The sequence below is a fragment of the Dactylosporangium thailandense genome, from assembly GCF_059739745.1.
Genome location: NZ_AP029195.1, coordinates 1,659,684 through 1,676,801, shown reverse-complemented (window position 1 = coordinate 1,676,801; position 17,118 = coordinate 1,659,684). Strand labels below are relative to the sequence as shown.

Annotated in this window: 15 protein-coding genes; 6 read left to right on the top strand and 9 right to left on the bottom strand. The window is 75.3% G+C overall.

Going from position 1 to position 17,118, the window contains the following annotated elements:
• Positions 1–39 precede the first annotated feature (39 nt).
• The gene (locus AC6JBM_RS07260; RefSeq protein WP_497982820.1) at positions 40–1,293 is read right to left on the bottom strand and encodes an MFS transporter; all 1,254 of its coding nucleotides are present in this window, start codon (positions 1,291–1,293) and stop codon (positions 40–42) included.
• Between the two features lie 42 nt (positions 1,294–1,335).
• Between AC6JBM_RS07260 and AC6JBM_RS07255 the strand changes: the two genes are divergently transcribed.
• On the top strand, positions 1,336–2,439 hold the full coding sequence (locus AC6JBM_RS07255) for an ROK family protein (RefSeq protein WP_497982819.1): 1,104 nt from the start codon (positions 1,336–1,338) through the stop codon (positions 2,437–2,439).
• On the opposite strand, the gene AC6JBM_RS07250 is transcribed toward AC6JBM_RS07255, so the two are convergent.
• Both AC6JBM_RS07250 and AC6JBM_RS07245 read right to left on the bottom strand, forming a co-directional pair.
• Complete coding sequence (locus AC6JBM_RS07250) at positions 2,416–2,796, bottom strand: STAS domain-containing protein (RefSeq protein WP_497982818.1); 381 nt, start codon at positions 2,794–2,796, stop codon at positions 2,416–2,418. The two genes, AC6JBM_RS07255 and AC6JBM_RS07250, sit on opposite strands and share 24 nt — an antisense overlap.
• A gap of 64 nt (positions 2,797–2,860) precedes the next feature.
• Positions 2,861–3,331, bottom strand: coding sequence for an ATP-binding protein (locus AC6JBM_RS07245; protein ID WP_497982817.1), 471 nt, complete (start codon positions 3,329–3,331; stop codon positions 2,861–2,863).
• Between the two features lie 468 nt (positions 3,332–3,799).
• On the opposite strand from AC6JBM_RS07245, the gene AC6JBM_RS07240 reads away from it, so the two are divergent.
• On the top strand, positions 3,800–4,342 hold the full coding sequence (locus tag AC6JBM_RS07240) for a DUF6939 family protein (protein WP_497982816.1): 543 nt from the start codon (positions 3,800–3,802) through the stop codon (positions 4,340–4,342).
• 224 nt (positions 4,343–4,566) lie between these two features.
• Here AC6JBM_RS07240 and AC6JBM_RS07235 read toward each other — a convergent pair whose 3' ends face one another.
• From AC6JBM_RS07235 to AC6JBM_RS07210, 6 genes are all read right to left on the bottom strand, one after another.
• Positions 4,567–5,988, bottom strand: coding sequence for a DNA polymerase III subunit beta family protein (locus AC6JBM_RS07235; RefSeq protein ID WP_497982815.1), 1,422 nt, complete (start codon positions 5,986–5,988; stop codon positions 4,567–4,569).
• A gap of 282 nt (positions 5,989–6,270) precedes the next feature.
• Positions 6,271–8,451 (bottom strand): heavy metal translocating P-type ATPase, encoded by a 2,181-nt coding sequence (locus AC6JBM_RS07230; protein ID WP_497982814.1) that lies wholly within the window; start codon positions 8,449–8,451, stop codon positions 6,271–6,273.
• Positions 8,448–9,284, bottom strand: a complete 837-nt coding sequence (locus AC6JBM_RS07225) for a DUF8832 domain-containing protein (RefSeq protein ID WP_497982813.1) — start codon at positions 9,282–9,284, stop codon at positions 8,448–8,450. The genes AC6JBM_RS07230 and AC6JBM_RS07225 overlap by 4 nt, the downstream gene beginning before the upstream one ends.
• A 3-nt stretch (positions 9,285–9,287) precedes the next feature.
• Positions 9,288–9,491 (bottom strand): heavy-metal-associated domain-containing protein, encoded by a 204-nt coding sequence (locus AC6JBM_RS07220; protein ID WP_350610976.1) that lies wholly within the window; start codon positions 9,489–9,491, stop codon positions 9,288–9,290.
• Between the two features lie 91 nt (positions 9,492–9,582).
• Positions 9,583–10,665, bottom strand: a complete 1,083-nt coding sequence (locus AC6JBM_RS07215) for an aminoglycoside phosphotransferase family protein (protein WP_497982812.1) — start codon at positions 10,663–10,665, stop codon at positions 9,583–9,585.
• Positions 10,666–10,688: 23 nt separating this feature from the next.
• Positions 10,689–12,572, bottom strand: a complete 1,884-nt coding sequence (locus tag AC6JBM_RS07210; protein ID WP_497982811.1) for a SpoIIE family protein phosphatase — start codon at positions 12,570–12,572, stop codon at positions 10,689–10,691.
• Between the two features lie 117 nt (positions 12,573–12,689).
• Between AC6JBM_RS07210 and AC6JBM_RS07205 the strand changes: the two genes are divergently transcribed.
• From AC6JBM_RS07205 to AC6JBM_RS07190, 4 genes are all read left to right on the top strand, one after another.
• Positions 12,690–12,902, top strand: coding sequence for a PspC domain-containing protein (locus AC6JBM_RS07205; protein WP_433075977.1), 213 nt, complete (start codon positions 12,690–12,692; stop codon positions 12,900–12,902).
• Between the two features lie 13 nt (positions 12,903–12,915).
• Positions 12,916–13,218 carry a hypothetical protein gene (locus tag AC6JBM_RS07200; protein ID WP_497982810.1) on the top strand — a complete coding sequence of 101 codons (303 nt, stop codon included), beginning with the start codon at positions 12,916–12,918 and terminating at the stop codon, positions 13,216–13,218.
• Positions 13,219–13,870: 652 nt separating this feature from the next.
• A complete protein-coding gene (locus AC6JBM_RS07195; protein WP_497982809.1) occupies positions 13,871–14,713 on the top strand; it encodes a YunG family protein in 843 nt (280 codons plus the stop codon).
• Between the two features lie 623 nt (positions 14,714–15,336).
• A complete protein-coding gene (locus tag AC6JBM_RS07190; RefSeq protein ID WP_497982808.1) occupies positions 15,337–17,106 on the top strand; it encodes a DNA polymerase domain-containing protein in 1,770 nt (589 codons plus the stop codon).
• Positions 17,107–17,118: the final 12 nt, after the last annotated feature.

Here is a 17,118-nt window from a genome sequence, read left to right as displayed (position 1 = left end):
CCTGATCCTGGGCCCCCTCCGCCCGACGCAACGCGTGCGCTACCGCGCCCGCTGAAGCTCCGGTTCCGCAGCCGGCGCCCCGGCGGCCGCGCGGCGCGACGAGCGCGCCTCGAGGCCGAAGCTCACCGCGGCCAGGCCGAGCCCGAGCACGCCCAGGCCGACGCCGACCCAGCTCGGCGCGATGTACCCCCAGCCGGCCGCGATCACCAGGCCGCCCAGCGCCGCGCCGAGACTGTTCGCGATGTTCATCGCCGACTGGTTCACCGCGGCGCCCATGAGCTGCGCGCCCGGCGCGACCCCGATGAGCCGCGACTGCATCGCCGGGCCGAGGAACAGCCCGGCGGCGCCGATGAGGAAGGCGCCGGCGAAGAGCGTGTACCGGTTGTGGGCGAGCACCGCGAACGCCGCCATGCTCACGATGAACACGACGAACCCCGACAGCAGGCTGCGGCGCAGGTTGCGGTCCGACGCCCAGCCGCCGAGGGCGTTGCCGACCGTCATGCCGAGGCCGACCGCGACCAGCACCCAGGGCACGGCGCTCTCGCCGAGCCCGGCGACGTGCGTGGTCACCGGCGCGATGTAGCTGTCGATGGCGAAGAACCCGCCGAAGCCGAGGGCCGCGGTGACCGCCACGAGCCACACCTGCGGCTTGCGGAACGCGCGCAGCTCGGCGCGCGGCGACCCGGCCGGGTCGGCGGGCTGGCGGGGCACGGTGAGCGCGACGAACACGAGCGTGAGGGCGAACATGGCGGCGATCGCGAGGTACGCGGGCCGCCATCCGGCCGCCTGCCCCAACCGCGTGATGAGCGGGACGCCGAAGACGTTCGCGGCGGTGAGCCCGCCGAGGACCGCGGCGAAGCCCTTGGCCTGGCTGCCCGGGCCGAGGATGGCCGCCGCGAGGAGCCCGGCCGCGCCGAAGTAGGCGCCGTGGGGCAGGGCGGCCACGAACCGCGCGACCAGCACGAGGCCGAAACCAGGAGCGAGAGCGGATGCCACGGTACCGAACGTGAAGAGCCCGAGCAGCCCGACGACCAGCGTCTTGCGGGGCAGCCGCGCGGTCAGGGCCGCGATCGTGGGAGCGCCCACGACCACGCCCAGCGCGTACGCGGTGATCATCCAGCCGCCGTGCGCCACGGCTTTGGCGGGCGACTGGGAGTACAGCTGCGGCAGGAGATCCCGCGAGATGTCGGGCAGCAGGCCCATGGCCACGAACTCGGTCAGGCCGATGCCGAAACCGCCCAGGGACAGGGCCGCCAGTGCGGTATAGCGGCGCACCGCGGTCAGCTCATCCACGCGGGACAGTTTAGCAACGCTGTTGCGTTATAAACTGTGGCCGTGGACACGCCCGGCGCCGGCCTCGGCTATCTGCGCGGGTACAACGACGCGCTGGTGGTCGGCCTCGCCCGGACCATGCCCGAGTTCGACCGCGCGTCCGTCGCCGCCGCGACCGGGCTCACCCCGCAGGCGGTCTCGAAGGTGCTCGCGCGGCTGGTCGCGGAGGGGCTCATCGAGCCGGGCGGGGTGCGCCGCCGCGGGGTCGGCAAGCCGGCGACCATCTACCGGATCGTGGCCGCGAGCCGCTTCGCGATCGGGGTGCACGTGGCCCGCACCCGCGTGCGGCTCGTCCTCACCGACCTGCTCGGCTCGGTGCTGGCCGGCTCGTCGCAGCCGCTGCCGGCCGACTTCACGCCCGGCGAGCTGCTGAGCGCCGTCGGCTCGGCGCGCGCGCAGCTGCTGCGGCGCCACCCCGTCGACCCCGCGCGCATCGCCGGGCTGGGGCTCGGGATGGTGGGGCCGCTCGACCACGCCAACGGGATCGTGCGCGACGCGCACCGGCTGCGGCACTGGCACGACGTGCCGCTGCGGGAGCTGGCGGCGGCGCGGCTCGGATTGGCGGTACACCTCGACAAGGACGTGACCGCGGGCGTGACGGCGGAGGCCTGGCGCCGCGGCCGCGACTTCCGCGACGGGGTGCTCATCATGGTCGAGTCCGGCATCGGGGCCGGGCTGTGGCTGGGCGGGGCCGCGTATCGCGGGGCGCACACGAACGCGGGCGAGTTCGGGCACACGGTCGTGCAGTTCGACGGGCCGCGCTGCGTGTGCGGGCGGTCCGGGTGCCTCGAGGTGCTGCACGACGCGGCCGTGGCCCGCGGCGACGTGCCCCTCGCCGCGCGGCTGCTCGGCATCGGGGTCGTCAACCTGTTGCAGACGACCGATGTGGGGCACGTGGTGCTGGCGGGCGCGGACCTGCTGCGCCATCGCGCGGTCTACGTGTCGGCGGTCGACTCGGCCGTGCGGTCCCAGGTGCCCCGCGCCGACTGGCTCACGGTGTCCGTGTCCGTGTCGGCGCTGGGCGCAGACGTGATCGCGGCCGGGGCGGCGATGCAGGTGCTCAACGCCGCCTACGGCCCGCCGTCACTGGGCAGCGGCCCCGGTTAGGGAGCTGTGGATCGTGAACACCCGGTCGAGGCCGGTGATCTGGAAGATGCGCAGCAGCCGCGCGTGCGGGATGACCAGCTCGACCAAGCCGCCGGACTCGGCCAGCCGCTTGTGCACGCTGATGAGCACGCCGAGCGTGGTGGAGTCGAGGAACCCGACGTCGCTGAGGTCGACGACCAGCGTGGTGGCCCCGTCGTCGACCACCTTGTGCAGGTAGGCGCGAAGCTCCGGGGCGGTGGCGACGTCCAGCTCGCCGCTGGCCGTGACCACGGCGCGCGACCCCTCGACCGTCGAGGTGACCTGCATCGGCGTCCCGCCCCTTCTCCACGCCCCGCTGCCGGGGACATCATCCGTCACGATTATGTGCACTATCCGTAGTGTTCGGCCGTTCGTCCGGGCAAGCATACGTCCGAACGTCGGATTACTCTCGTCCAGACGGGTCCCACTGGAGGTGTTTGCTGAACCGCACCAGCGTGCCGGTGTCCTCCACGGAGACCACGTCCAGCTTCTCGACCACCGCGGCGAGCACGTGCAGCCCCCGGCCGTGCTCCTCCAGCCGCCCGAGCTCGGTCTCGGGCCGGACGGGCTCGGCGACCGGCGCCCGGGCCGGGTCGAACCCGCCGCCGTCGTCGGTGACCTCGATCACGCACTCGCCGCCCTCGACCGTCACGTCGATGTGATAGTCGCTGGCGAGGCTGGCGTGGGACACGACGTTTCCGCACGCCTCGGTGAGGGCGAGCCGGATGTCGTCGCGGCACTCCTGGGTCACGCCGGCCCCGGCGAGGGCGCCGTCGAGCGTCCGGCGGGCGTCGCGGACCAGAGCGGCGTCGCGCGGGAGCTCGAGCGAGAACTGCAGGCGCATGTCGTGCTGCGGCACATCTTCCTCCTTCATCGCGTCCACGGCGTACCCACCACACGCGCGCCGAAAACCGCACCGGCTTGCGGGCCGTTCCGGGCTCGCTTCCCGGGCTGTCGCGCACGCGTTCTCTCGCGCGTTCCCGAACGTTCCGCAGCGCCCTTCGCGCGCATGTTCCGCAGCGCGCCTCACGCACGGCGTACCGGAGCGCGCCTCACGCACGGCGTACCGGAGCGCGCCTCACGCACGGCGTACCGGAGCGCGCCTCACGCACGGCGTACCGGAGCGCGCCTCACGCACGGCGTACCGGAGCGCGCCTCACGCACGGCGTACCGGAGCGCGCCTCACGCACGGCGTACCGGAGCGCGCTTCACGCGCGATGCCGGGCGATTTTCCCGAGCGGTTTCCGGCCCTGCCTTCCGGCCTTGCCTTCTCACGGCTTCGGGCGGTCTCGGCGCTCTTCGTCGCGGGAAAATGTCGTACCCCTGGGGCAGGATGCGGGGTATGGAGATCCGGGTCGTGCACCATGGCCGTCACACCGCCGCCGCGGCCACCGCCACCGTCGTCGACGTCACCTCACGCGGCCCGCACCCGTGGGTCCGGTTCAGCCCGTTCTACCCCCACGGCGGCATCCCGGTCCCCCTGAGCCCGGCCACGACCGGCACCTCGGTCGAGGCGATCTGGCAGGCCCTGAAGGTCTTCGAGTCCGCCGACGTGGACCGCACCCTGCTGCAGGCGACGCGCATGACCGGCCTGAAGCGCACCGTGCACCGCTACGGTCCCGTGCTCGGCCACCGCGCCGGCCTGGACGGCACCGCCCTGCTGGACTACGAGACCGCCCGCCGCCGCATCTACCTGCCCGCCTACCGCCACGTCCTCGCCCACAACCTCACCGCCGAGCTGACCCAGCTGCGCCGCCTGGCCGCCGCCGGCCCGGTCGCCCTGCTGGACTACACCACCAACGGCGACGTGTCCGACCTGTCCAAGCCGCTGTCCCACGCGGCCCTGATCCGCCTACACCTCCTGGACGAGTGGCCCGGCGGGTGACACTCCACCACGCGAGCCGGGCCACCTGGATGCGCACGCCACGCGCGCTCGGCGCTGACCGGACGCGCGCATCGGGACGACCAGGAGCGCAGCCCCGACGCCGCCGCGCCCAGTTCCATGGCGCGCAGGGCCGCGTTCCGTGGCGCGCAGGGCCGCGTTCCATGGCGCGCAGGGCCGCGTTCCATGGCGCGCAGCGCCGCCGGAATGCGCACGATCACCCATGCTCAGCGCTGACCGGGCGCGCGCATCGGGACGACCAGGTAACGAAGCCCCGACGCCGGCGCGCTCAGTTCCGTGGCACGCAGCGCCGCCTGGATGCGCACGGTCACCGTCGCGCCGGCGAAGGCGTGCAGCGCCTCGGCCAGCAGCCGGGCCTGATAGCCGCGGGTGGCCTGCCCCGAGCGCACCGCGGCCTTGACGCTCTCCTCCGACTCGCCCCGCAGCGGATCGGCCGCCCGGACCAGCACCGCCCCCTCGATGCTCTGCAGCGTCACCCGCCCGTGCTCACCGGCATAGCCCGCGGCCCGCTCGACGGCGGCGGCGAGGGAGTCGGCGTCGAGCTCGAGCACGCACTCGGGTTCCACCTCGAGGAGCCGCTCGAACTGGGCATCGGGGTACGCGTCGCCGAGGGTCGGGGTGACCACACTGCCGCCGGGCCAGGGCAGGGCGAACAGATCGCCGGTGGCGTGCAGGGCGACGGAGCCGGCGCGGCCCAGGACCGGGGCGACGCGGGTCAGGAGGGAGGCGGGGATCAGGGCCTCGAACGGGGTGGAGACGGCCGAAACGGTCGCCACCGCCAGGCGGTAGCGATCCGTGGCCAGGAGAGTCAGGGTCTCGCCGGTGGCACGGAACCGCACGCCGGTGAAGATGGGCAGGGCGTGCTCGCGTGAGGCGGCCCCGGCCACGGCGGCGGCGGCCGCACGCAGCGACGGGCCGTCGACGCGACCGGCCTCGGCCGGCAGCGCCGGCGCCGGGGACCAGGCGCCGCGCCGGGCCAGGCCACCACCCGAGCCCCGGCCACCGTCCGACGCCCAGCCACCGCCCGAAGTCAGGCCACCGTCCGACGCCCAGCCACCGCTAAGGGCTCGGCCACCGCCCGCACCCGAGCCGGCACCCGACGCCAAACCGTCACCTGCAATCGGGCCACCGCCAGAAGCCAGGCCACTGTCCGGAGCCGAGTCACCGCCCGAGGCCGAGTCGCCGGTCGGGGGCGGGGTCGGTGCGGACGTGGCCGGTGGTCGGGGTTCGTTGCCGAGCGTTGCCGTGGCCCTGCGGGGTGGCGGCGTGGCCGGGGACTCGGCGTTGGTGGCGAGGATCGGGAGCGCGAAGCGGGCGCCCGGGACCTTCACGGCCAGGCGGGAGCCTTCGGCTACGAGCCGGGATTCCGGGGACGGCAGCGCGGTCAGCGTTTCGGCCAGGCCTCGGCGGGAGATCAGGGCCTGGCCCGGTGTGTGCACCGTGGCATCGACCTCCAGGTGGACGGTCAGCGAGCCGTCCGTTGCCGTCAGGGTCAGGGTCGCGCCGGCGGCGTGGAGCAAGACGGCGGCGTGGACCGGCTGCGGGGAGCGGGCGGTCAGCAGGCGCACGGCCAGGGCGGCGGCATCGGCGAGCGGGCGGACCGCAGCGGTCACGTCGAGGGCGTCCATGGCCGCACCTTAGCCACGGGGTACGACAAAAACCGCAGCCACGGGGTACGACAAAAACCGCGCCCGAACACCCATCGGCCGGCCGGCCCCGAGACGCCGAATCGCACGGCCGGACCACGACCCGGCGACCGAGCGCCACGCCCACCAGCGACGGTCACACGGCCGAATCGCACGGCCGGACCACGACCCGGCGACCGAGCGCCACGCCCGCCCACCGGACCGTCGCACGGGCGCGTCGGACGGGTGGGCGGGCGGGCGGGTCGAGGCAGGCGGCGACGGCGGTCAGGCGGCGATCGAGCGGAAGGCGCGCAGCCGCAGGCTGTTGGCCACCACGAACACCGAGGACAGCGCCATCGCCGCGCCGGCCAGCATCGGGTTCAGCAGGCCCAGCGCCGCCACCGGCAGGCCGATCACGTTGTACGCGAAGGCCCAGAAGAGGTTGCCGCGGATGGTGCCCAGCGTCGCGCGGGCGAGGCGGATGGCGTCGACGGCCGCGAGCAGGTCGGGCCGCACGAGGGTCAGGTCCGCCGCCTCGATGGCCGCGTCGGCGCCGGTGGCCATCGCGAGGCCGAGGTCGGCCTGGGCCAGGGCCGCGGCGTCGTTGACACCGTCGCCGGCCATGGCCACCACCCGGCCGCGGGCCTGCAGGTCCCGCACCGCGGCGACCTTGCCCTCGGGCAGCACCCCGGCGATGACCTCCTCGATGCCGACCTCGGCGGCGACCGACCGGGCCACCTCGGGCGAGTCGCCGGTGAGCAGGACGGGGGTGAGGCCGAGGGACCGCAGCCGCCGTACCGCCTCCGCGCTCGTCGGCTTCACGGCGTCCGCGACGCGCAGGCCGCCCCGCACGGCGCTGTCCCACGCGACGAGGATGCCGTCGGCGTCGGTGTCGATGCCGTGGGAGCGCAGCAGACCGGCGCGCCCGACGAGGACCGTGCGGCCGTCGACCGTTCCTTGCACCCCGAGTCCGGGGACGTTGCGGAAGCCGGTGACGGCGGGCAGTACCGAGGCCTCGGAAGCCGCTCGGGCCACCGCGCGGGCCACCGGGTGCTCCGACGCGTGCTCCACCGCGCCGGCGAACCGCAGGATCTCGGCCGCGTCCTCGCCGGGGCGGGGGTCGACGGCCAGCAGCGTGAGGCGGCCGGTGGTGACGGTGCCGGTCTTGTCCAGCACGATCGTGTCCACCCGCCGGGTCTGCTCGAGCACCTCGGGACCCTTGATGAGCACGCCGAGCTGCGCGCCGCGGCCGGTGCCGACGAGCAGCGCGGTCGGCGTGGCCAGGCCGAGCGCGCACGGGCAGGCGATGATGAGCACGGCGACGGCGGCGGTGAACGCGGCCGTGGCGCCGGCGCCGGTGCCGAGCCGGAAGCCGAGCGTGGCCACGGCGAGCGCGATGACGACGGGGACGAACACGCCGGAGATGCGGTCGGCGAGGCGCTGCACGGCGGCCTTGCCGCTCTGGGCCTGCCGGACGAGCTCGGCCATGCGGGCGAGCTGGGTGTCGGCGCCGACGCGGGTGGCCCGCACGAGCAGGCGGCCGCCGGCGTTGACGGTCGCGCCGGTGACGGCGGCGCCCGGCCCGACCTCGACCGGCACGGACTCGCCGGTGAGCAGGCTCGCGTCGACCGCGGAGCTGCCCTCCTCCACGACGCCGTCGGTGGCGATCTTCTCCCCCGGCCGCACCACGAACCGGTCCCCGACCCGCAGCCCCGCGACCGGCACCCGGTGCTCGGCACCGTCGCGCAGCACCGCGGCGTCCTTGGCGCCGAGCTCGAGCACCATGCGCAGCGCGGAGCCGGCGCGGCGCTTGGCGCGGGCCTCGAAGTACCGCCCGGCCAGCAGGAACAGGGTCACGCCGGCCGCGGCCTCGAGGTAGATGTCGCCGCTGCCGTCGGTGCGCTCGATCGCGAACGTGAACGGGTGGGTCATCCCGGGCTCGCCCGCGCTGCCGAGGAACAGCGCCCACAGCGACCAGCCGAAGGCGGCCACGGTACCGACGGAGACCAGCGTGTCCATCGTGGCCGCCCCGTGCCGCAGGTTCACGAACGCGGCCCGGTGGAAGGGCCAGCCGCCGTAGACGACGACGGGCGCGGCGAGCGTGAGCGAGGCCCACTGCCAGAAGGTGAACTGCCATGCGGGCACCATCGCCAGCACGATGACCGGGATGCTGAGCGCCGCCGTGACGAGCAGGCGGGTCCGCAGGCCGTCGAGCTCGTCGCTCGGCTCGGCGGCCGGCTCCGCGGCCGGCTCGGAGAACGCGGCCGTGTACCCGGTCCGCTCGACCGTCGCGACCAGGTCGGCCGGCGTGACCGTCGCCGGGTACTGCACGCTCGCCGTCTCGGTCGCGTAGTTCACCGAGGCGGTGACCCCGTCGAGGCGGTTGAGCTTCTTCTCGATCCGCGACGCGCACGACGCGCAGGTCATGCCGCCGATCGACAGCTCGATGCGCTGCACGGTGCTCATCTCGCCTCCGCGGTGAACTCGGCGGTGTGCACGGTCCCGCCGTGCTGGAAGTCCAGGTAGAGCCGGTACCGCCCGGTCGAGGGCACCTCCGCGGTGAACCTGACCGCGGGCCCGGCCGCGCCCGCCTCGGGGTGCACGTGCAGGTAGGCGAGGTCGCCCTGGCGGAGCGCGACGAGGTGCCCGTAGGCGCCCAGGTACGGCTCCAGGTCGGTGACCGGCGCCCCGCCGCGCTCGATGCGCAGGCCCAGCGGGGACTCGGCGCCGGGGTGCAGGTCACCGGTGAGCGTGACCGTGTACCCGTCGACGCTCGCGGTCCGGGCCGGCGCCGGCAGCGGGACGGGCCGGTAGTCGCCGGGCGCGTCGACGTCGGCGCCGAGCGTGAGCCCCTCGGCGCGGCCGGCGGGCACGAAGTCGGCGAAGGCCCGGTACGGCCCGGCTCCCGCGAGCGGCACCGGCGCGCTCCACACCCCGCTCGCGTCGCGCGCCGGGTGCAGGTGCCGGTAGCCGCTCAGGTCGCGGCGTACCACGATGAGGTGCAGCTCCTTGCCGTGCGCGGTGGTGTACGCGGTGACCGGCCGACCGTCGGGCCCGTCGACGCGGAACCGGAACTCGTCGCGCAGCTCGGGCACCAGCGGCACCAGCGTGTAGCCGTCCTCGGCGATCTGCAGGCCCGCGGGAAGGTGGGCGGCGTGCGGCTGCATGTCCGCGTGCGCCGGGGCGGGCGGCGGCGCGACCGGGCCGGCCAGGTGGCCCGCGCCGAACGCGACCGCGAACAGTCCCGCCAGCCCGGCGGCGTACGCGCCGAGCCGGGCCGGCGCGCTCAGGGTGGGCACGGCTCAGCCCGCCACCGCGTAGCCGGCCTCGTCGACGGCCTCGCGCACCGCCGCCGGGTCGAGCGGGCGGTCGCTGGTCACCGTCACGGCGCCGGTCGGCAGGTCGACCTCGACGGCGGAGACGCCCTCGAGGCGCCCGAGTTCCTCGGTCACCGCGTTGACGCAGTGCGAACAAGTCATCCCGGTCACGGTGTAGGTCGTCAGCATCGCGCGCTCCTCGTGTCGTGTACCCCCTGGGGGTACCGTCAGCCTACGTCACGATAAACCCCAGGGGGGTATCAGGCGCAAGCGAGGTACGTCACGGCAGCCGGGGCCGCAGGAGCGTGGCGACGTCGAGCCCGCGGCTCGCCGGGGTCCACGTGTCGCCCGGGCTCCAGTGCTCGGCCGTCCACACGTCGGACAGCACGGCCTTGACGAAGCCCCACGCCACCAGGCGGTCCAGCGGCTGCCCGAGCCGGTCGGCGAGCTGTTCGAGGCGGCCGGGCACCAGGGCGAGCAGCGCCGGGTCGCGGTCGCCGGGGTCGGGGTTGAAGAGCCAGGAGCCGATCTCGTACCCCGGGTCGCCGCACACCCCGTGCGGGTCGATCGCCAGCCAGGGGGCCCGCCGCGCGGACAGCAGGTTGTCGTGGTGCAGGTCGCCGTGCAGGAGCACCCGGGACGGCGCCGACGCGCAGAGCTCGCGCATGAGCCCCGCCGCGGTGGACACGAACGCGCGCGGCAGCGGGTCGTCGCCGGGGAACCGGGCCAGGTGGGCGTCGAACGCGCGCGCCTGCCCGAGCACGTCCGGCAGCACCGGCGCCGCCGCGACCGGGGCCGCAACCGCAGCGGGCGCGTGCGGGGCGCGCATGGCGTCGGCCACGGCCGCGATCGCCGGACGGCCGCGCGCCGGACGCTCCGGGACCGGCGCGTGCGGGGCGCGCATCGCGTCGGCCACCGCCGCGATCGCCGGACGGCCGCGCGCCGGACGCTCCGGCACGGGCATGTGCAGGGCACGCATGGCCTCCGCCACGGCCGCGGTCGCCTCGGCGTCGGGCACGTCACGGGCCCGCACGCCCGGCACGGCGCGCTCGATCAGCAGGGCGCCGCGCTCGAGATCCGACCGCAGCAGGTGTACCGCGCCCCGCCCGCCGAACGCCGCGAGCGCCCGCGACTCATCCGCCAGCGACCCGCCGCCCGGCACCCCGAGCTTGAGCACCACCGGCTCGCCGTCGGCGGTGGTGGCCGCCGCGACGTAGTGGTACGACAGGTCGAACGGCGCCCCGACGGTCAGCCCCCAGTCGCCGGCCACGGCGGCGACGGTCGCGGGCAGCTCGTCGAGCCAGCGGGCGCCGGGCTCGCCCCACGTGGCGGTGACGTTGCGCCGGAGCGCGGGCGTGATCATAGGTACCTCCGACGCGGGAGCGGTCAGGTGTGCGGGAGTGCGACCAGGGCGAGCACGTGCCGGGCCGGGCTGCCGGGCGGGGCCAGCAGCGTGAGCGCGGTGTCGTGGGCGCGGTGCCGGGCCGCGATCGCGTGCAGGGCCGCGACCCCGGCGCTGGCCAGGTGGGTCACGCCGGACAGGTCGGCGGTCAGCGGCACCGTGCCGCCGCGCGAGCGGTACAGCAGCTCGTGCTGCAGCCGTTCGGCCGTCGCGGCGTCGACCGGGCCGGCGACGAGGACCGTCGCGGCGTCCTGCGAGTCCACAATGGACATGTCCTCGTCCGGCTCCGCGACGTCGGCGGGCCCGGGTCCGGCCGCGCCCAGCAGGGCGGCGGGGCGGGTGACGCGGTGGCGGAGCGTCGCGACGGTACCGCGGCCGGAACGATCCATCGTGAGCTCGTCCACGAGCTGCGAGGACAGGGCCAGGCCGCGGCCGCGCTCGGAGACCCGCCGGGGTTCGCGCCACGGGCCCGGGCCCGCCACCGTGATCTCGGCGACGCCGAGCGGCGTGAGGCGGGCGGTGACGGCGACGCTGCCGCCGGGCGGGGCGTGCTCGACCGCGTTCGTGGCCAGCTCGCCCACCGCGTGCTGGACGGCGAACGCGTCCTCCCCGGTCACGGCGACGGCCTCGAGCCAGGAGCCGAGCGTCTTGCGCAGGGCGCCGAGGCGGGTCAGGTCGGCGGGGACGTCGGTGTGCATCGGCTCGACGGGCGCCGTGCGCTGAGCGGCGAGCAGCGTGATGTCGTCGCGGTAGCCGGTGGTCCGCACGAGCAGCTCGACGGTCTGGGTGCAGGCGCGCTCGGCCGGGGTCACGTCGGGCGCGTGCAGGGCCTGCCCGGCGACGGCGTCGGCCGCGACCCGGGCGAACTCGCCGGAGGCGGCGGCGACCGTGCGGCCGGGGCGTTCGACGATGCCGTCGCTGTACAGCAGCAGCACGTCGCCGACGTCCAGCCGCGCGGCGGCGACGGGGAAGGTGCCGCCCGTGCCGAGCGGGCCGGCGCCGGACGGGGCCAGGAAGCGCGGCTCCCCCGCGGCGGTGACGAGCAGCGGGGGCGGGTGGCCGGCGGTGCAGTACTCGACGGCGCCGCTCGTGGTGTCCAGCACCGCGACGCAGACGGTCGCGGCCCGGGCCCCGGGCACCCGGCGCGCGAACCGGTCGGCGGCGGCGAGGGCCTCGGCCGGGCCGGCGCCGTCGTCGAGGCGGTCCTGCAGCACGGCCCGCAGCTGGCCCATCACGCCCGAGGCGGCGACCCCGTGGCCGACCACGTCGCCGACGACGAGCGCGAGGGTGCCGGTCGCGCGCGGTACGGCATCGAACCAGTCGCCTCCCGCGGCGGTCCCGGCGCCGGCCAGCAGGTAGCTCGCCGCGACCCGGGCACCCGGGAGCAGGGGCAGGCCGCGGGGCAGCAGGGCCTGCTGGAGCGCGTCGACGACGTCGCGGGCCTGACGGTACTGTTCGCGCAGGTCATCCGCGTCCCGCTCGGCCTCCAGGCGGGCCTGGACGATCTCGGTGACGTCGATGCCGCCCGCGATCACGCCGCGGACCGTCCCGTCCGGCTCGAGCCACGGGTTGATGCTGAAGTCGGCGTAGAACTCGCGGACCGTGCCGTCCGGCTGGGTCAGATGGGCCCGCCAGCGCTGCCCGGCGACGGGGACGCCGGTGCGGTACACCTCGTCGTAGGCGTCGAGCCAGCCCTGCCCGGCGAGATCGGACAGCGCCTCGCGCAGCGGACGGCCGATGACGTCCCGCTCGCCGGTCATCGCCAGCGTGGCCCGGCTGACGCCGAGAATCCGCAGCTGGGGACCCTCGGCGACGAGCAGCACGAAGGGCGCCTGCTCGACGGCGGAACGGATCGGATCGGGGTCCATGCCGCCCATCCTGTCAGGCGGGCGGTCGTCAGGGGGTTGCCGGGGCTGTTCCCTGATGCGCCTGGGGTGCCGGTGCGCCGATGCTGGTAGTACCCCGATAGCGATAGGAGAACGACAATGGACAGCGTGTACGGCTCGATGCGCCGGCAGGGTCTCGTCCGGCCGATGCACGGCCGGCTCCTCGGCGGCGTGTGCGCGGGCCTCGGCCGGCGCTTCGGCCTGGACCCGTGGATGGCGCGCCTGCTGTTCGTCCTGGCGCTGCTGATCATCCCCGGCAGCCAGATCCTGGTCTACCCGATCCTGTGGATCCTCATGCCCTCCGAGGTGTGACTACGCTGCCCGCGTGACTGATCGCGCCTTTCCTCCGGCCGGCCCGTACGAGATCGGCTCGACGACCTGGCCGGGCCTGGCCAAACTGACCGAGGAGGCCGGCGAGCTCGTGCAGATCCTGGCGAAGCTCGTCGGCGCCTCGGGCCGCGAGACCTACTACGACGGCACCGACCTGCGGGCGCGGCTCATCGAGGAGTGCGCGGACGTGATCGCGGCCGTCACGTTCTTCACGGAGACGAACGGGTTGGGGCCGGCGGTGGACGAGCGGGCCGGCGAGAAGCTGGCGCTGTTCCGCCGCTGGCACGCCGAGGGCTGATTCGGCCGCGGCACGCGCTGCCGCCACCGGCGGCGAGCGGGCTCTTGGACCCGGCACGTTCTGGCGCCACAGCCGGGCGGCGACTGGCACTGCTCCACCGTTCGCACGCCGAACGCCGATCGGCCCGGCGCGTTCGCTCTCGGCTCAGCGCGTTCGCTCTCAGCCCCGCGCATTCGGTCACGGCTTTGCGCGTTCGGTCTCAGCCCGGCGCGTTCGGTCTCAGCTCAACGCATTCGCGCTCGGCCCCAGCGCGTTCGCTCCCAGCCCGGCGTGCTCGATCTCGGCCCCGCGCGCTCGGTCTCAGCCCGGCGCGCTCGGTCACGGCTCAGCGCATTCGCGCTCGGCCTGAGCGCGTTCGCTCCCAGCCCGGCGCGCTCGATCTCGGCCCCGCGCGCTCGATCCCAGCCCGGCGCGCTCGATCCCAGCCCGGCGCGCTCGATCCCAGCCCGGCGCGCTCGGGTCTCAGCCCGGCGCGTTCGTCGCTGCGGCCGGCGAGCGGGACCCGGGCCTTGTGCGGGCCGGCATACCGAAAAGTCCGACACTTCGTGATCGGACTTTTCGGATTTATACCCCGACAGGGGATTTGTCGGTTTACTAGCCTCCTGACCTGCGGCGATGCGTTTTTGTCGTACCCCTCCGGCATGATGCGGCCATGTTGCTCCCCCTCCTGCAGCGCTCCTGGGGTCCCGAGACATGCGACCCGTCCGACCTCGCCGACTGGCACCCCGGCAACCCGTCCCGCGGCCAGTGCGGCACCACCGCCCTGGTCGTGCGCGAGGTCCTCGGCGGCGACCTGCTCCTCGGCCGGGTCACGGCCGGCGGGGAACCGGCCGGCGTCCACTACTGGAACCGCCTCCCCGACGGCACCGCGCTCGACCTGACCCGCGACCAGTTCCGCCCCGGCGAACTCGTCACCCCGGGCACCGTCGTGGCCCCGCCCGAGGGCCCGCCGAACCGCTGCCGGGGCCAGCACGCGATCCTGCGCCACCGCGTGCTCACCGCCCTGGGCCGCCTCCCGGCCCCCGACCCGGCCGCGCCACCCCTACGGCTGGCCCTGGCGCTGCTGGTCGATCCAGCGGGTGCAGTACTGCTCCGCCGCCGCTCCCCCGCCGCCGCCTTCGAGCCCGGCCAGTGGTCTCCCCCGGTCGCGCGCGTCCAGCCCGTCGACCCCAGCACCAACGCCTTCACCCGTCGCGGCCTGGCGGAGGAGGCCGCGCGGCGAGCCCTGGCGGAGGAGGCCGGCATCGAATACACGGACCGGCTCCACCACCACTGGCACGGCACGCTGCCGGACGTGACGGGCCGCGCGCCTCACGTCGAGCTGACGGTCCTGGCCGGCCGCCACGACCTCGGCGACGCGGGCATCCTGGCCGACGACCTGGCCGCGACCGACCTGTCCCCGACGGCGGCCGTGTGCCTGCAGGCGCTGATCAAAAGCAGCCGGGCGAGCCCGGTCCGAGCCGAGACCGCCGCCCGCCGCTCGACCTCGGCCTGACCTTCCCCGGCGACGACCCACCTACAGGAGGTGATCAAAAGCCGCCCGGCACGCCTCGCCGCACACCGCTCGACGGGCGGTGCGGTCCTTGCTGCCACGGCCTGCAGAGCGCCCGGTCACGCGGCGTGCCGGGCCTCGGCGCCGGTGGCTGGTACGGGCGCGGTGAGGCTGAGGCGCCGCCCACCGGACACGTCCGCCGCCGCACGGCCCACCCACGCCGCGACCGGCACGAGCGCGGCGTGGCACCACCCACCGGACACGCCCGCCGCCGCACGACCGGCACGAGCGCGTTGAACCGCCGCCCTCCGCACGGCCCCGCCCACGCCGCGACCGGCACGAGCGCAGTGGGGCGCTGCCCATCGGGCACGTCCCCGCCGCACGACCGGCACGAGCGCGGTGAGCCGCCGCCCACCACACGGCCCGCCCGCGCGGCGACCGGCACGAGCGCGGTGAACCGCCGCCCACCACACGGCCCGCCCGCGCGGCGACCGGCACGAGCGCGGTGAACCGCCGCCCACCGGACACCTCCGCCGCCGCATGACCGTCCCCCGCCGCATGACCGTCCCGCGCCGCGACCGGGGCGGCGGGCAGGGGCGAAGGGCAAGGTGCGCGACACTGGGAGGGTGTCCGAATTGCGGTTCGTCGTGCAGCTGCACCGGGCCCGGCGGTTGCACTACGACTTCCGGCTCGAGGTCGGCGGGGTGCTCGTCAGCTGGGCGGTCCCCAAGGGGCCGACCCTCGACCCCAAGGTGCGCCGGGCGGCGTTCAAGGTCGATGACCATCCCATGGAGTACGTCGCGTTCGAGGGAGTGATCCCGGCCGGCACGTACGGCGGCGGCGACGTGATCGTGTGGGACACCGGCGCCTGGGTGCCCTACAAGGACCCGGATCCCGGGGCCGCGCTCGAGGCCGGGGAGCTGCACATCGAACTCTTCGGCGAGAAGCTGCGCGGCCGGTTCGTCATCGTGCGGACCCGCCGTGACGAGTGGCTGCTGCTCAAGAAGCGCGACGAGCACGCCGTCGCCGGGTGGGAGCCGGCCGAGCATCCGCTCTCCGTCCTCAGTGGACGCTCCAGCGACGAGGTGAAGGCCGACCCCGAGTGGGAGTGGCGCTCCGACCTGCCCGCCGAGCGCGCGGCCGTCCGGATCACGGCCGAAGACGGGCGAACGCACAAAACCGGGCGCGCGAGCAAAACCGGGCGCGCGAGCAAAACCGGGCGCGCGAGCAAAACCGGGCGCGCGAGCAAAACCGGGCGCGCGAATACAGCCGGGCCGACGAACGGCGACGAGCAAGCACACGGCACCGAGCGCACGCAGGACGAGCGCACGATCAAGAACGAGCGCACGACCGCAGGCGGGCGCGCCGCCGCGCGTGAGCGAGTGGACGGGGACGCGCGAGCGAGCGTGCACGAGCGCCCGGGCGGGGAAGCGAGCGCGGGCGGGAGCGCAGTCGGGGAGCTCTACTCGCTCCGCAACGATGCCGGGCTCGACGCTCTCGGTGAGAACGGCACGTGGGAGGTGTTCGGGCGCCGGCTGCGGGTCACCAACCTCGGCAAGGTGCTCTTCCCCGGGCGTGGCGGCGAGGAGGCGGTCACGAAGCGGGAGCTGCTGCGGTACACGGCGAGGATCGCGCCGACCGTGGTGCCCTATCTCGCCGGGCGCGCGCTCAACCTGCACCGGTTCCCGAACGGTTCGGACGCGCCGGGGTTCTGGCAGAAGGCGCTCCCCGCGCACGCGCCGCAGTGGCTGACGCGCTGGCGGGAGCCGGGGTCCGGCACCGAGTACCTGGTGGCGGACGAGCCCGCCGCGCTCGTGTGGGCGGCGAACTACGGCGGGCTCGAGTGGCACCCATGGACGTCCACAGTGGACCATCCGGGCAGCCCGTCGTACGCCCTCGTCGACCTCGATCCCGGTGACGGCACGGCCTGGGCGGATTTGCTCGTGCTCGCGCGGCTGCACCGCACCGCGTTCGAGCATCTCGGGGTCGAGGCCCGGGCCAAGGTCAGCGGGCGGCGCGGGATTCAGATCTGGGTGCCGATCTCGCACGGGCCCGGGTTCGCCGAGACGCGCGCGTGGGTGGAGGGGCTGTCGCGCTCGATCGGCGCGGTGGTGCCCGACCTCGTGAGCTGGGCGTGGGAGAAGGCCGAGCGGGGCGGCCGGGCGCGGCTGGACTTCACGCAGAACGCGGTGAACAAGACGCTCGTGGCGCCCTACAGCCCGCGCCCCGCCCCGGGCGCACCGGTCTCCGCCCCGATCGCCTGGGACGAGCTCGACGACCCCGCCCTGCGCCCGGACGCGTTCACCATCCGCACCATCGGCGAGCGCCTGTCCACCCGTGGCGATCTCTTCTCGCCCGTACTGCACACACAGCAGTCACTGCCGCCCCTCACCTAGCGAGCGGTGGCA

Coding starts and splice junctions, on each gene's coding strand:
- AC6JBM_RS07235 (WP_497982815.1), bottom strand. CDS start 5,988: ATGGACGCCCTCGACGTGACCGCTGCGGTCCGCCCGCTCGCCGATGCC.
- AC6JBM_RS07205 (WP_433075977.1), top strand. CDS start 12,690: ATGGACAGCGTGTACGGCTCGATGCGCCGGCAGGGTCTCGTCCGGCCG.
- AC6JBM_RS07215 (WP_497982812.1), bottom strand. CDS start 10,665: ATGATCACGCCCGCGCTCCGGCGCAACGTCACCGCCACGTGGGGCGAG.
- AC6JBM_RS07240 (WP_497982816.1), top strand. CDS start 3,800: ATGGAGATCCGGGTCGTGCACCATGGCCGTCACACCGCCGCCGCGGCC.
- AC6JBM_RS07210 (WP_497982811.1), bottom strand. CDS start 12,572: ATGGACCCCGATCCGATCCGTTCCGCCGTCGAGCAGGCGCCCTTCGTG.
- AC6JBM_RS07245 (WP_497982817.1), bottom strand. CDS start 3,331: ATGAAGGAGGAAGATGTGCCGCAGCACGACATGCGCCTGCAGTTCTCG.
- AC6JBM_RS07220 (WP_350610976.1), bottom strand. CDS start 9,491: ATGCTGACGACCTACACCGTGACCGGGATGACTTGTTCGCACTGCGTC.
- AC6JBM_RS07195 (WP_497982809.1), top strand. CDS start 13,871: ATGTTGCTCCCCCTCCTGCAGCGCTCCTGGGGTCCCGAGACATGCGAC.
- AC6JBM_RS07230 (WP_497982814.1), bottom strand. CDS start 8,451: ATGAGCACCGTGCAGCGCATCGAGCTGTCGATCGGCGGCATGACCTGC.